This window comes from Streptococcus mitis (genome assembly GCF_023109105.1).
GTDB classification, from domain to species: Bacteria; Bacillota; Bacilli; order Lactobacillales; family Streptococcaceae; genus Streptococcus; species Streptococcus mitis_BW.
The window spans coordinates 40,563-54,502 of the sequence record NZ_JALDTZ010000004.1 but is presented as its reverse complement, the minus strand read 5'-3'; the positions used below and the strand labels follow the sequence as shown (position 1 = coordinate 54,502).

The following is a 13,940-nucleotide window of genomic DNA, read 5'->3' as shown; positions in this document are numbered from 1 at the left end:
GGGGATGCCCCCCTCCCCCTCAGTGCTTCAGGACTTCACACCGTCACTGTACATTTTTTCTCGCGGGAAATGAAAGGTAGTTGTATAAAATGACATTGAAAGGTATGGGCTATCTCAGGAAGAAGCTAGCCAATTACAAAATGGGTGTAGATACTAGATATAATCAGTATGCTATGCAACACAACGATATAGATGTTGGTATTACGATACCCCCTCAAATCAGGCAACAATATCGGGCAGTCTTAGGTTGGGCTGCTAAGGGTGTTGATAGCCTAGCAGACCGTTTGGTCTTTCGTGAGTTTGCTAACGACGAATTTGAGGCAAATGAAATCTTTGCTCAGAACAATCCAGATGTATTCTTTGATAGCGCGATCCTTTCAGCTTTGATTGGGTCGTGTTGTTTTGTCTACATCTCGCAAGGAGATGACGATGATGCTCCTAGGTTGCAGGTTATCGAAGCAAGCAATGCGACTGGTGTTTTAGATCCTATCACTGGCTTGCTGACTGAGGGATATGCAGTCTTGAAGCGAGACGACAATGGTTATGCCGTGCTTGAGGCTTACTTCACTGGTGATGTGACTTGGTTCTATCCGAAAGATGGTAAGCCGTTTGCAATCGGAAATCCAACGGGTGTTCCTTTGCTGGTGCCAGTCATTCATAGACCTGATGCGGTTCGGCCGTTTGGTCGGTCACGAATTACTCGGGCTGGGATGTACTATCAGAGATATGCTAAACGAACGCTTGAGCGGTCAGATGTGACTGCTGAGTTCTATTCATTCCCTCAGAAGTATGTGTTGGGATTGAGTCAAGATGCTGAGGCGATTGATACGTGGAAAGCAACTGTATCTAGCTTGCTGACCTTTACCAAAGATGATGAAGGGGACAAGCCGAATGTGGGACAATTCACCACATCCAGCATGTCTCCTTTTACTGAGCAGTTACGGACTGCAGCTGCTGGCTTTGCTGGGGAGATGGGTTTGACCTTGGATGACCTTGGATTTGTTTCGGATAATCCGTCATCTGTTGAAGCTATCAAGGCTAGTCATGAGAACTTGCGGTTAGCTGGTCGGAAGGCTCAGCGCTCTCTGGGCTCTGGTTTGCTGAATGTGGCTTATGTGGCTACTTGTTTACGAGATGAGTTTCCGTATTTGAGGAAACAGTTCAATAAAACGGTCGTGAAGTGGGAGCCTTTGTTTGAGGCGGACGCTAACATGCTGACTTTGATTGGTGATGGTGTTATCAAACTGAATCAAGCGGTGCCTGGTTATATGGATGCTGAAACCATCCGTGACTTGACTGGAATTAAAGGTTCAGACAAGCCTACTCCAGTAGTGAAGGAGGGTGCAGATGGTGGAGGATATCGTTCCGAGCCTGCTCAAGAAAATCAAGTCTGAGTTTGAAGGTGCTAGGCTAGACAGCGAGGTATTGAAAGACTTGCTGTCTAAACTGCATCATAGCAAAGCAAGTTATTTGGACGCTAATCAATATGCTATTGAAATTGGGGAGATACTTTCTAAGGCTCTGGGAGCTTCTCTGACGAACGAAACGCTACCAGACGGTAAAATGTATTACAATATTGCTCAACGCTTGTTAGAAGACGTTTTGGGACGAAATTACGACATTGTAAGTGATTATACCAGCAAGGTTCAAAAGGATTTGAACAAGAAAGCAAAAATAGGGATTGCAGTTCAAACTCCAAATTTCAATAAGGATAAAATGAACGGTTTTGTTAACCGTTTAGCAAGCGAAGGAGATTTTGAGGATATCAATTGGATTTTGAAAGAGCCTATTGTGAATTTCACTCAAAGTATTGTCGATGATTTTATCCAAAAAAACGCTGAAGCACATCATAAAGCAGGGTTGAAGCCCGAAATTACTCGTCGTGCTGTAAGTGATTGTTGTGATTGGTGTCAAAGTTTAGAAGGAACCTACATTTATCCAAAAGTTCCAAAAGCAATTTATGCTAGGCACAATCGTTGTAGATGTACGGTTGATTATGACCCTAAATCCGGAAAAAAACAAAATGTTTGGAATAAAACGTGGAGGTGATCTGATATCTCCCAGCGATAGGGTTATCATGCGGTACGATTGAAAGGAGCAGTGGATGGCTAGAAAGAAACTTGGCAATCAGAATCCTACTCAATCGGTAATTTTAAAGTACGTCAAGAAAAATTCTAAGGCAAAAGAAGCGGTAGAAATCTACGAACGGACGGGCCTTTCTTGTTACGCTTGGCAAGTCAACTTGTTGACATCCATCATGGCTGTCGATAAGGATGGTTTGTGGGTTCATCAAAAATTTGGCTACTCTATCCCTCGTCGTAATGGAAAGTCTGAACTCTTATACCTTTTTGAACTTTGGGGCCTGCATAATGGACTAAACATCCTACACACGGCTCATAGAATATCCACCTCTCATTCCTCTTTTGAAAAGGTAAAACGTTATCTTGAAAAAATGGGGTATGTGGACGGTGAGCACTTTAGCTCTATACGAGCCAAGGGACAAGAGCGGATTGAACTATTTGACGGCGGTGGGATTGTACAATTCCGTACCAGAACCTCAAACGGTGGTTTAGGGGAAGGTTTTGACCTTCTTGTAATCGATGAGGCTCAGGAATATACGACTGAGCAGGAATCGGCCTTGAAATATACGGTAACGGATAGTAGCAATCCAATCACAATCATGTGTGGGACACCTCCTACACCTGTTTCAAATGGGACGGTATTCACAAATTACCGTAAGACTTGCCTTTTCGGGAAAGGAAAATACTCTGGTTGGGCGGAGTGGTCGGTTTCTGAAGAAAAAGAAATCGATGATGTCGATGCCTGGTATAACTCCAATCCCTCAATGGGTTACCATTTGAACGAGCGGAAGATAGAAGCAGAGCTTGGTGATGATAAGCTAGACCATAATGTTCAGCGTTTGGGTTATTGGCCTGAATACAACCAGAAATCTGCTATTTCGGAAACGGAATGGAATGAGTTATGTGTTGACTCTATGCCTGATTTGTCAGGTAAGTTGTTTGTCGGAGTCAAATATGGTCAAGATGGCGCAAACGTGGCATTAAGCATTGCTGTTCGTACTGTAGATGAGCGGATTTTCGTTGAGACGATTGATTGTCAGTCAGTTCGTAATGGAAATGACTGGATTTTGGATTTTGTCAAGCGTGCCGATGTGGCTACTATCGTAGTCGATGGGGCAAGCGGTCAAAAAATCCTTGATGAAGAGTTGAAAAAGGAACGCATGAAGAGCGTGATATTGCCTACGGTTAAGGAAATCATCGTGGCTAACTCTATGTGGGAGCAGGGGATTTATCAAAAGACCTTGTGCCATGCTGGTCAACCGTCTTTAAAGAAAATCACAACCAACTGTGAGAAGCGGAACATCGGTTCAAACGGTGGGTTTGGCTATCGCTCGCATTTTGCGGATATGGATATTTCTTTGATGGATAGCGCCTTGCTTGCGCATTGGGCTTGTGTGACAACTAAGCCTAAGAAAAAGCAAAAAATCAGTTATTAAGAAGAGCAGTTGAGAGCCTGCTTTTTTTGATGCCTAAAAAATTACCGAACTGCCGGGGAAGCAGGAGAAAGGAGACATGAAGATGTCTGAATTTAAAACGATTGAAACACAGGAAGAGCTAGATAACATCGTGAAGGAACGTATCAGACGTGAGCGTGAAAAATTCGGTGATTATGATGATCTTAAAAAACGTGTTTCAGAACTGGAATCTGAAAACAGTGCTTTGAAGTCTACTGTTGAAGATGACAAGCAAACCAGAGCGGGATTAGACGCTCAAATCACTGAATTGCAGGGGCAAGTGAGCAATTATGAAACTGCTAGCTTGCGAACTCGTATCGCTTTACAAAATGGCTTGCCTTATGACTTAGCTGACCGTCTTCAAGGTGCTGACGAAGAGGCATTGAGGGCTGATGCTGAGCGTCTAGCTGGTTTTATGCGTCCAGCACCAGTACCTCAAGCACCGTTGAAAGACATTGAGCCAGAGGTAGGCAGTGGAAAAGAGCTAGAAATGCGACAAATGTTAAAAGAAATGAATTTTCATAAGTAGAGGAGAAGTAAAATGACAGACAATTCATTAAAAACAGCAACACTTTTTAAACCAGAACTTGTTAAAGAAATGATCAGCAAGGTTCAAGGACGTTCCGTACTTGCTAAACTTTCAAATCAAACGCCTATCCCATTCAATGGTGTAGAGCAATTCATCTTCAACCTTGAAGGAAATGCACAAATCGTTGGAGAAGGCGAACAAAAACAAGCAGGGAAAGCAACAATCACTTCAAAAATTATTAAACCATTGAAGTTTGTTTACCAAGCACGTATCACAGAAGAATTCAAGTATATGTCTGAAGCTAAACAGCTTGAATACTTGTCACAATTCGCAGACGGATTTTCTAAGAAAATTGCAGAAGCTTTTGACATTGCAGCACTTCACGGGCTTGAGCCAAAAGGTATGACGCCAGCTTCATTTAAAGATACTAACTCTTTTGACGGAGTGGTAACAGGTACTACAGTAACTTATGATGAAGCTAAAGTTGATGAAAATATCGACACAGCAGTTCAAGCTATCGTAGCAAAAGGTGGAGAAGTAACAGGTATCGCCATTTCACCAGCGGCAGGACAAGCGCTTGCTAAAGTGAAGGTAAATGGCGTTGTTCAATATCCAGAGTTCCGCTTTGGTCAAAATCCAGACTCATTCTTCGGCATGAAGTCTGATGTAAACAAAAACCTTACAATCTCAGGAAGCGCAGACCAAGACCATGCAATCGTGGGAGACTTTGAGAACCGCTTCAAATGGGGTTACTCAGAAAATATCCCTCTTGAAATCATCGAATACGGTGACCCAGACGGAGCAGGTCGTGACCTTAAAGCCTACAATGAAATCTGTTTGCGTGCAGAAGCCTTTATCGGTTGGGGCATTCTTGACGCAGACGCTTTTGCTCGTGTTAAGGCTTAAGACCTATGGCTTTATACCGTGATACAAAAACGGGCGCTGTAATCTCTTCCGATTCTCTAATCGGGGGAGATTGGGTGCCTGTGGAAGATACGGCACCAAGCGGAGGAGATATGACCGTAGCGGAATTGAAGTCTAGTTTGGATGAATTAGGCATTGATTACGATAAGAGTTCAAAAAAATCCGATTTGGTAGCCTTGTACGAGGAAAACAAGGGTTAAGCTATGGGAACTTTTGCAAAGATTGAAGACTTGGAATTGTTATGGCGCTCGTTGAAATTTGATGAGCGTGCAAGGGCTGAGGCTTTGTTGGAAGTTGTATCTAATTCTTTGCGAGTGGAAGCTGAAAAAGTCGGTAAAGACCTTGACGATATGGTGGCAGAAAGCGTGTCATTCGCTAGTGTTGCCAAGTCTGTCACGGTCGATATCGTGGCACGAACCCTCATGACCTCAACAGACCATGAGCCAATGACTCAAGTTTCTGAAAGTGCCTTGGGTTATTCTTTTAGTGGTTCTTACCTTGTCCCTGGAGGCGGTCTCTTTATTAAAGACACCGAACTCAAAAGGCTTGGTTTGAAGAAAAAACAACGATATGGAGCGATTGAAATTTATGACCTACCTAAAAGGAATCCCTGTCATTTTAATAGACAAGGTGGAAATTGGTAACGACGATTTCGGTCATCCAATCCATCGTGATGTTGAGATTGAGGTTAAAAACGTATTGGTTGTCCCAACTTCATCAGAGGACGTCATCAATCAAATGAATCTGACTGGGAAAAAGGCGGAGTATACACTTGGTATTCCTAAAGGAGACACTAACAAGTGGGAGAACCGTGAGGTCAAGTTTTTTGGTCGTAAATGGCGGACGATTGGCATCCCTCAAGAGGGGATTGAGTCAATGATTCCATTATCTTGGAATAGAAAGGTTATGGTTGAAGTGTATGAGTGATATGAAATTTCAATTGAACTCAGCTGGTGTGTCTGCCTTGCTACGTTCTTCCGAAATGCAGGGCATTTTGAGGGAGAAAGGGCAAGGAATTGCAAACCGAGCTGGTGAGGGATTTGAATTGACCGTATCGTCAGGGCAAAAGCGTGCCAATGCAAAGATTAGTACGACTGATATCAAGAGCATGGCTAGAAATAAAAAACATAATATTTTACTGAAGGCTATGAGATGATCGAATTAGTTATAAAGAAATTTTTGGACGGACAGTTAGATGTTCCGTCTTTTTTTGAGCATAAGCCAAATATGCCTGAAAGTTATGTAATTTTAGAAAAGACTGGAAGCGGTGGAAGCGACTACGTTCATTCCGCTACATTCGCTTTTCAAAGTTATGCACCATCACTTCAAAAGGCTGCTGAGTTAAATGAGAAAGTCAAGAGAGTAGTTGAGGATCTCATCACGGTCAACGAAGTCAGCGGTGTGCATCACAATAGTGACTACAACTTTACAGACACGGAAACGAAGCAATATCGCTATCAAGCGGTATATGACATCAATTATTTTTAAAAGGAGGTGTGGTTTTGGCGCCAGAATTAGAAGCGACAGAAGTAAGAACACCAAATGCAGAATCAATAGGAGGAAAGAATATGACGACTGCATCAGCATCAAATGTAACGGCTGCTAAGCCTAAAATTGGAGGAGCAGTATCTACTGCACCAACTGGAACAAATCTACCACTAAATGCCAAAACAGTATTGGATGCTGCATTTAAAACGCTAGGTTACATTTCAGAAGATGGGGTGACCAATGAGAACTCGCCAGAAAGCGAAGTAGTTAAAGCGTGGGGCGGACAAACAGTCTTGTCTTCCCAAACTGAAAAAAAAGACACCTTCAAATACAAATTAATTGAAGGTCTGAACGTTGAAGTCTTGAAAGAAGTGTATGGGCCAGATAACGTTTCAGGAACGCTTGAAACAGGTATCACTGTCAAAGCTAACGGTAAAGAATTGCCAGAACATAGCTTGGTTATTGATACATTGTTGAAAAACGGCTATGCAAAACGTGTTGTGATTCCTCGTGGTAAGGTGAGTGAAATTGGCGAAATCAGCTATAAAGACGGCGAACCTATCGGCTATGAATTGACGATCACTGCATTACCAGACAATAGTGAGAACACTCACTACGAATACATTCAAGGAGCGTAAAATAGATGAGTAAAACATTCAAAGGGGAAACGAAGTCAGGTTTTAAATTCGAAATTTCTGAGCGTCGTTTAAATAACTATGAATTGTTAGAATTGATTGGTGAAGTTGACGAAGGACAAGGCCAAGTCTTTCCTAAAGTTGTAAAACTTTTATTTGGAGATGAGCAAGCCAAGGCTTTTAAAGACCATCTAAGAGAAGAAGATGGCATCGTGCCAAATGATAAAATGGCAGATGAAATCAAGAGTGTTTTTGAATCCGTTAACGGCTTAAAAAAATCCTAGTCCTTGCTCAGATGATCAATTTGGACGAAGATGCCCTTGTCTGTGACTTGGCGGAAACCTACCAGATATACGACTACAAACAGCTACCTTTAAATCAGGTGGCTGTTTTTGCGTATGGGTTGCGTGATGATTCGCGGATAAAGCAGATGATATCTGACCAAATCGTCCCTCTTGAAACGACGTTACTTGCAAATATCGTAGACAGACTGTCTCTTTCTTTGTGGTTGCAAACCAAGGATGGCCAAAAGGGTGTTAATCGCCCAACATCAATCGCTGAATTGCTTAAAAAAAATCACAAAGAAGAGAGTGACGAAAGGGATTATCTCGTTTTTGAATCTGGTGAGGACTTTGAAAATTATCGCAAGGCTTTACTTGCGAAAACAGGAGGTGAGGAATAGTGGCGACCGAATTAGGAAAAGCCTATGTACAAATCATTCCATCCGCTAAAGGCATTAGTGGCATGATTCAAAAGGAAATGGGTGGTGAAGTTGCCTCTGCTGGCGTTAGCGCAGGCGAATCCCTCGGATCCAAAATGATGGGCGCTGTTTCAAAGGTTATTACTGCTGCAGGAATTGGTAAAGCAATCGGAGCATCCATAACTGAAGGGGCAGCACTCCAACAATCGCTTGGTGGTATCGAAACCCTATTTAAAGATTCAGCTGATAAGGTCAAAGGTTTTGCAAACGAGGCCTATAAGACAACAGGTCTGTCAGCCAATGCCTATATGGAAAATGTTACAGGTTTCTCAGCAAGCTTATTGCAATCTCTTGGTGGAGATACAGATAAAGCAGCAGAAACAGCTAACATGGCCATGATTGATATGTCGGATAATGCGAATAAGATGGGGACATCTATGGAAAGCATTCAACTGGCGTATCAAGGTTTCGCCAAACAAAACTACACCATGCTCGACAACTTAAAATTGGGTTATGGTGGTACCAAACAAGAAATGCAACGGCTTTTGTCCGATGCAGAAAAGTTGACAGGCGTTAAGTATGACATGAATAACTTGTCAGATGTTTATAGCGCGATTCACGCTATCCAAGAGAATTTGGACATCACTGGCACAACAGCAAGAGAAGCAGCAACAACTTTCACCGGATCATTTGAGTCGATGAAAGCAGCTGCTCAGAACGTTCTTGGAAAGTTGTCTTTGGGTGAAGATATTCAACCCGCACTACAGGCTTTGATGGAAACGACATCCACATTTCTTTTCGGAAACCTAATTCCGATGATTGGAAATATTTTGAAGCAAATTCCTAACCTTATTTTGGGAGGAATCAAGGGTGTTTTCAGTGGAATTTTCGGTGAAGGTCTAGGAAGTATCATGGGTGGTATCGTTACCGCTCTTGGTTCTGCATTTTTAGCTTTTAAAGCATTTTCGGCAGTCTCGGGATTGTTATCTGGAATACCTGCTGTCTTAACGACAATTAAAACAGCAGTCACGGGTCTATTTACTGCTATGAGCGCCAATCCTATTGGAATTGCCATCGCAGCGATTGCTGCATTAACTGCAGGCTTGGTTTATTTCTTCACTCAAACTGAGATGGGGAGACAAATCTGGCAAGGCTTCATGGATTGGTTCTCTGGTGTGTGGCAGTCTGTCGCACCAGTCTTGACCGAAGTTTGGAATGGTATTGTTGAAACAGCAACAACCGTCTGGAACAATATGATGGCTGTTGTTGCTCCGATTATCCAAGCAGTTGTTGATTTTATTAGGTCTGTTTGGGACGGTATTTCCCTATGGTGGACTGAAAATCAAGGTTTGATTCAACAAACGTTCACAACGGTTTGGAACGCCATCCAGACAGTTATTCAGACGGTTATGCCGATTATTCAATCTATTATTGAAACCGCAATGAATATCCTTGCTCCTTTCATTGAAGCTACGTGGAACAATATCTGCACGGTAGTAACAACAGTTTGGGAATTGATTAAGATTGCTATTCAGACGGCTATGGATGTTATAAGTGGCATTATAAAAGCAGTCATGGCTATCATCAATGGTGACTGGGGCACCGCTTGGAATGCTATAAAGGGTGTTGGTGAGGCCATCTGGAAAGGGTTGTCTGCTGCAGGTAAGGCTATTTTTGATGGTTTTGCTCAAATATTATCTAACATCTGGAACACGATCAAATCTGTCGCAAGCAGTGCTTGGGAAGGATTGAAATCAACCGTCTTAGGCTTGATTGATGGACTTGTACAAGGCGCTCAAAATGCTTGGAATAGCATGAAGCAAGCGGTAAGCGACCTTGTAAGTAATGTTACAAGCATATTTGATGGAATCAAAAACATCAACCTTTGGGAGGCTGGTAAAGCTATCCTAGATGGATTCCTTGGCGGTTTGAAGTCTGCTTGGAGTGCAGTTACTGATTTTGTTGGTGGTATTGCTGGTTGGATTGCTGATCACAAAGGTCCGATTGAGTACGACCGCAAGCTCTTGATACCAGCTGGTAATGCGATTATGCAAGGTTTGGATAGAGGATTGCAAGACCGTTTCAAAGGTGTTAAAAAATCTGTCAGCGGAATGGCTGGCGAAATCTCAAACGCATTTTCAAACGATGATTTTGGATTGAGTGGAACACCTACCATTGCCAAGAATATTGAAGCAAGTTTGGCTATGCCAAGCGCTCAAATTGAGGCAAAAGACAGTCAAACCGTGTCTGAGATAGAGATTCTGAGAGCAAGTATGGAGAAGATCCTTACTGCTATCCTTGAAAAGCCGTCAGATACTTATCTGGACGCTGATAAAATTTCAATGAGTGTCTACCACCGTCAAGGTGCAATTTATGCTAGGGAGGGAATTTAATGGAATACATGATTATCAATGGTTTCGATACTTCAACCATTCCTAAATGTGTTGTGACTGATTTTGGCGAGGTAGAGGCTGCTAAACCGAAAGTTTCAGAAACAGCTACCCTTTTTGGGGTCAACGGGAATTACCGTGTCTTGGACGGTGCTTACGAAAGTTACGAAAGGACTTTTGTCTTTTACCTTCCAAGGACAGTAGACCCGTCTAAAATCGTTGAGAAATTCCAACCAAATGATAATACGCTAGAGTTTAGCTACCAACTAGGCTCTATTTTTTATGCTGACTTCGTCAGTGCCAAATACAAACCTCAAGGTATGCACGGCTGGAAGCTTGAAATTAAGTTGAGTATGCAACCGTTCCGCTATCAGAAAAATGTTGCTCCTCTTATCTTTACCGCAAGCGGTAATGTCAACAATCCAGGCTCTGTCTATAGTGAACCTGTAATTGAGATTGAAGGAGACGGTGATATTTCTTTGACTATCGGACGGACAACTATGCACTTGACTATTAGACGAAAAGTGACCATTGATTGTAGACATAAGAAACAGAATATCTACAACGCAGATGGTGCGGTTCAAAATACGCTACGTAAACGTGGAGGCTTCTTTGAGTTAGCAGTCGGTAATAACGGTCTAGTCTTTACTGGTGCGGTTCGTAAGGTCACGGTTCGGCCGAATTGGAGGTATATCTTATGATTTATCTTACTGAAGGCAATACGCCTTTAAATGAGGCCTACAATGACGAAATTGTCCAGGAGCGGAACAATACCTATCAGCTGACCTTTCGCTTTCCTACGTCAGATCCCAAGTGGGAATTGCTGAAAGAGGAAACCTTTTTGACAGCTGATGACCTGCATGGTGAGCAGGATTTTTATATTTTTGAGGTTGAAAAACAACAAGGATATATCCAAGTCTATGCCAATCAGGTTATCAGTCTGTTAAATAACTACATCGTCAGCTCTATCGATGTGGATCGTGTCAGTGGGACGAGGGTATTGAGTGCTTTTGCTGGTAGTATTACCAGAACCAATCCCTTTTCTTTCTTTTCGGACATTGATGATAGACATACGCTCAACATCAAGGATAAGAATGCTATGGAGGTCTTGGCCAAAGACAAGCACTCTATCCTTGGTCAATGGGGCGGAGATATGGTGCGAAATGGCTATAACTTACGTTTGTTGAAAAATGGCGGTTCAGAGAATGAATCGCTTTTTATGTACAAGAAAAACCTGTCTAGCTACCAGCATAAGACCTCAACGAAATCGCTGAAAACTCGGATAACCTTTAAAACGACAGTTAAAGGTGAGGGAGAGAAGGCGCCTGACGTTGATTACGTAGTGGTGATTGATAGTCCCTTGCTTGGGAAATATAGCCAAATCTATGAAGCAGTTGTTGAGGTCAATGATCAGAATGTCAAAGACCAAGCTAGTTTGATTGAATACGGTAAGCAGTATTTTCGGACAAGTATGTGCGACATGCTGGAAGATAACCTTGAAATCTCGGTTGTCGGCCAGAGTGATGTTGCAGTTCGGATGTTCGATGTGGTCAGTATCTACCACGAGTGGTATGGTCTTGATGTTCGTAAGAAGATTACGAAATACACCTATTCACCAATGGCGAAACGTCTAAAATCAATTGGTTTTGGGACGTTCCAGTCAAGTCTTGCGAATGCAATCGGTGGGATTGTAAATGATGCCGTTTTGAATGAAAGTCGAAATCTACATAAGATTTTTGAAGAACGTTTGAAAAAGGAAATCGCAAACGCTGATCGTGCATTTGATGCTGAATTTGCCAAGCGTGAGAAAGCTATCACGGATGCCATCGAGCAGTACAAGGCTAAGGCCGAAGAATTTGGCGCTAAAATCCACGAAGAAATGGAAAAAGAGCGTCCTGAGTTCGTGAAGCGTATCCGTGATGAACTGATGAGTGGTGCGGACTCAATCGCTGAATTAAGCAAGAAACTTGAGCAAGTCAGCGAGACTGCAAGGGTCAATGCTAGTTTGATTGGCGGTGACGGGAATACTCAATACAATAAGAACCGCTTGAATGGTGGCACGGCTAAAAAAATCAGTTATGGAACGGATTTCGTAGAAGTCGGTCACAATGGAGAGGGTTTTGAAATTGGTAAGAAATACGTTATAAGCTGGTCAGCTACCTGTACACCTTACGGCAAAACAGATGTGACTGTGGTAGTGAATAAGCCTACATTTTATGGTGGCCACGTTCATCTTGCGCCTGCTAATTCGGTCATGCCAGCGATTGACAAAGACCTTGTCCAAAAAGAGGAGCAGGTCTTAGCAGTCTACTACGGTGCCTATCGTCTTACCTTCTCAGGGGACTGGTATCAGAACGTAGAGCAGTCTGTGATGATTGACAATCAGACAAGACGGATTGAACTAGCGCCAGTCTACAAGACGGTAGCTGACGGACAAAATTCAAGATATGACGGAAGTTGGAACGAGAATCCAACTTTTATTTTTGACGGAGGAAAAACATGACGGAAACAATCCCAGTAAGGGTACAGCACAAGCGCATGTCAGCACGAGACTGGGCAAGTAGCACTCTGGTCTTACTTGATGGGGAGTTAGGCGTTGAGAGCGACACAGGCAAGGTCAAGGTCGGAAATGGCCGTGACCGATTCTCAGCTCTTCAATATCTGACTGGTCCCAAAGGAGACCGTGGAGAGACGGGGCCAGCAGGACCAAGAGGTGCTGATGGTGTTGTGCGTTTTGAAGGTTCAGCCGCAGAGCGTGCTTTGGCGGAATACGCCAAGAAGTCTGAAACGCCAGTTTATCGCATTGCTAAAGGAGATATCTATGGTGCAAATATCGGCTCAGTAGCAACAATAAAAACAACCGATATCATGAACCCTGACGGTATCAAGGTAGGGGATATTGTTGAAGACCTTTGGACGGATAGCAGTACTGTAGATTACGAATTTTGGAAGGTGACGACTGTCAACGGCACTAATATTAATGTTCAAAAAATTGGTAAGAGAACGTTCGTAATTTCTTATAACGATACAGAATTAAAACGCAGGGTTACAGCCCTTGAAAATCGGCCAACTTTTGACAGCTTGACTCAGACACAACGAAATAGCTTGCGAGGACCAGAAGGTGCTAGAGGTCCAGCAGGTCCCAGAGGTGCGGACGGAGCTAGAGGTGCCGATGGTGTGCCTGGCCAAAATATCATCAACCAGAATGGTGGACAACCAATGAAATATTGGGCTGGAACGAGGTCCCAATATGACGCAATTTCTAACAAAGATGCTAATACCATCTACGATATCTACAGGTAGGAGTAACTATGGCTAGAGAAGGAATTTACGTGGGGTCCAGGGAAATTGTTCAGCGCTATGTTGGGACAAGGCTGGTTTGGGAGAAAGTCATAATCCAGTTTGACGAAGTGCTAAGATTCACTTCAAACCGCTACGGTTCATTTTGGCGCTTTGGCTCTACAGAACGAGCCTTTATTGATTTAGGTATATCCGAACGTCGTCCGTATGGTTTGGATGGAATAGAGGATTGTAATGTGTTGAAACTTCAAAATTCTAACAAGACATTTGAAGTCAGGGTAGTAGTAGGCCAGCAAGATACTGGTTATTCAGCTGGCTACCGAAGACATTACAATTACCAACTATTCGTTATTTTCAAAAATACGGATGAAGTGGAGGATTTCCTATCCAACAAATACAACGAAACCTATATTTTTGGTAGAAAAAGAGGAGGGTAACA

Annotated in this window: 18 protein-coding genes; all 18 read left to right on the top strand. The window is 42.9% G+C overall.

Going from position 1 to position 13,940, the window contains the following annotated elements:
• Window positions 1-89: 89 nt before the first annotated feature.
• Window positions 90-1,394, top strand: coding sequence for a hypothetical protein (locus M1F37_RS03830; protein ID WP_247934789.1), 1,305 nt, complete (start codon window positions 90-92; stop codon window positions 1,392-1,394).
• Window positions 1,348-2,049: a hypothetical protein gene (locus M1F37_RS03825; RefSeq protein WP_247934788.1), complete on the top strand. Its 702-nt coding sequence runs from the start codon at window positions 1,348-1,350 to the stop codon at window positions 2,047-2,049. Before M1F37_RS03830 ends, M1F37_RS03825 begins: the two co-directional genes overlap by 47 nt.
• A 55-nt stretch (window positions 2,050-2,104) precedes the next feature.
• Window positions 2,105-3,517: a terminase gene (locus M1F37_RS03820; protein ID WP_247934787.1), complete on the top strand. Its 1,413-nt coding sequence runs from the start codon at window positions 2,105-2,107 to the stop codon at window positions 3,515-3,517.
• A gap of 82 nt (window positions 3,518-3,599) precedes the next feature.
• Window positions 3,600-4,064 carry a capsid assembly scaffolding protein Gp46 family protein gene (locus M1F37_RS03815; protein ID WP_247934786.1) on the top strand — a complete coding sequence of 155 codons (465 nt, stop codon included), beginning with the start codon at window positions 3,600-3,602 and terminating at the stop codon, window positions 4,062-4,064.
• Between the two features lie 12 nt (window positions 4,065-4,076).
• Window positions 4,077-4,970 carry a phage major capsid protein gene (locus M1F37_RS03810; protein WP_247934785.1) on the top strand — a complete coding sequence of 298 codons (894 nt, stop codon included), beginning with the start codon at window positions 4,077-4,079 and terminating at the stop codon, window positions 4,968-4,970.
• A 5-nt stretch (window positions 4,971-4,975) separates the two neighbouring features.
• Window positions 4,976-5,188: a HeH/LEM domain-containing protein gene (locus M1F37_RS03805; RefSeq protein WP_247934784.1), complete on the top strand. Its 213-nt coding sequence runs from the start codon at window positions 4,976-4,978 to the stop codon at window positions 5,186-5,188.
• A gap of 3 nt (window positions 5,189-5,191) precedes the next feature.
• A complete protein-coding gene (locus tag M1F37_RS03800) occupies window positions 5,192-5,632 on the top strand; it encodes a phage Gp19/Gp15/Gp42 family protein (protein ID WP_000536419.1) in 441 nt (146 codons plus the stop codon).
• A complete protein-coding gene (locus M1F37_RS03795; RefSeq protein WP_247934783.1) occupies window positions 5,577-5,915 on the top strand; it encodes a hypothetical protein in 339 nt (112 codons plus the stop codon). The genes M1F37_RS03800 and M1F37_RS03795 overlap by 56 nt, the downstream gene beginning before the upstream one ends.
• Window positions 5,908-6,144: a hypothetical protein gene (locus M1F37_RS03790; RefSeq protein WP_247934782.1), complete on the top strand. Its 237-nt coding sequence runs from the start codon at window positions 5,908-5,910 to the stop codon at window positions 6,142-6,144. Before M1F37_RS03795 ends, M1F37_RS03790 begins: the two co-directional genes overlap by 8 nt.
• Window positions 6,141-6,476 (top strand): hypothetical protein, encoded by a 336-nt coding sequence (locus M1F37_RS03785; RefSeq protein ID WP_247934781.1) that lies wholly within the window; start codon window positions 6,141-6,143, stop codon window positions 6,474-6,476. The genes M1F37_RS03790 and M1F37_RS03785 overlap by 4 nt, the downstream gene beginning before the upstream one ends.
• A gap of 80 nt (window positions 6,477-6,556) precedes the next feature.
• Window positions 6,557-7,114 carry a phage tail protein gene (locus M1F37_RS03780; RefSeq protein ID WP_084928678.1) on the top strand — a complete coding sequence of 186 codons (558 nt, stop codon included), beginning with the start codon at window positions 6,557-6,559 and terminating at the stop codon, window positions 7,112-7,114.
• 5 nt (window positions 7,115-7,119) lie between these two features.
• Window positions 7,120-7,395: a hypothetical protein gene (locus tag M1F37_RS03775; protein ID WP_050243014.1), complete on the top strand. Its 276-nt coding sequence runs from the start codon at window positions 7,120-7,122 to the stop codon at window positions 7,393-7,395.
• Between the two features lie 11 nt (window positions 7,396-7,406).
• Window positions 7,407-7,793, top strand: a complete 387-nt coding sequence (locus M1F37_RS03770) for a DUF5361 domain-containing protein (protein ID WP_247934780.1) — start codon at window positions 7,407-7,409, stop codon at window positions 7,791-7,793.
• Window positions 7,793-10,204 carry a phage tail protein gene (locus M1F37_RS03765; RefSeq protein WP_247934779.1) on the top strand — a complete coding sequence of 804 codons (2,412 nt, stop codon included), beginning with the start codon at window positions 7,793-7,795 and terminating at the stop codon, window positions 10,202-10,204. The genes M1F37_RS03770 and M1F37_RS03765 overlap by 1 nt, the downstream gene beginning before the upstream one ends.
• Window positions 10,204-10,902, top strand: coding sequence for a phage tail protein (locus M1F37_RS03760; RefSeq protein WP_247934778.1), 699 nt, complete (start codon window positions 10,204-10,206; stop codon window positions 10,900-10,902). Before M1F37_RS03765 ends, M1F37_RS03760 begins: the two co-directional genes overlap by 1 nt.
• A complete protein-coding gene (locus M1F37_RS03755; RefSeq protein ID WP_247934777.1) occupies window positions 10,899-12,704 on the top strand; it encodes a phage tail spike protein in 1,806 nt (601 codons plus the stop codon). Before M1F37_RS03760 ends, M1F37_RS03755 begins: the two co-directional genes overlap by 4 nt.
• Complete coding sequence (locus M1F37_RS09970) at window positions 12,701-13,504, top strand: collagen-like protein (protein WP_282184467.1); 804 nt, start codon at window positions 12,701-12,703, stop codon at window positions 13,502-13,504. The genes M1F37_RS03755 and M1F37_RS09970 overlap by 4 nt, the downstream gene beginning before the upstream one ends.
• An 8-nt stretch (window positions 13,505-13,512) precedes the next feature.
• A complete protein-coding gene (locus tag M1F37_RS03745) occupies window positions 13,513-13,938 on the top strand; it encodes a hypothetical protein (protein ID WP_247934776.1) in 426 nt (141 codons plus the stop codon).
• Window positions 13,939-13,940 lie beyond the last annotated feature (2 nt).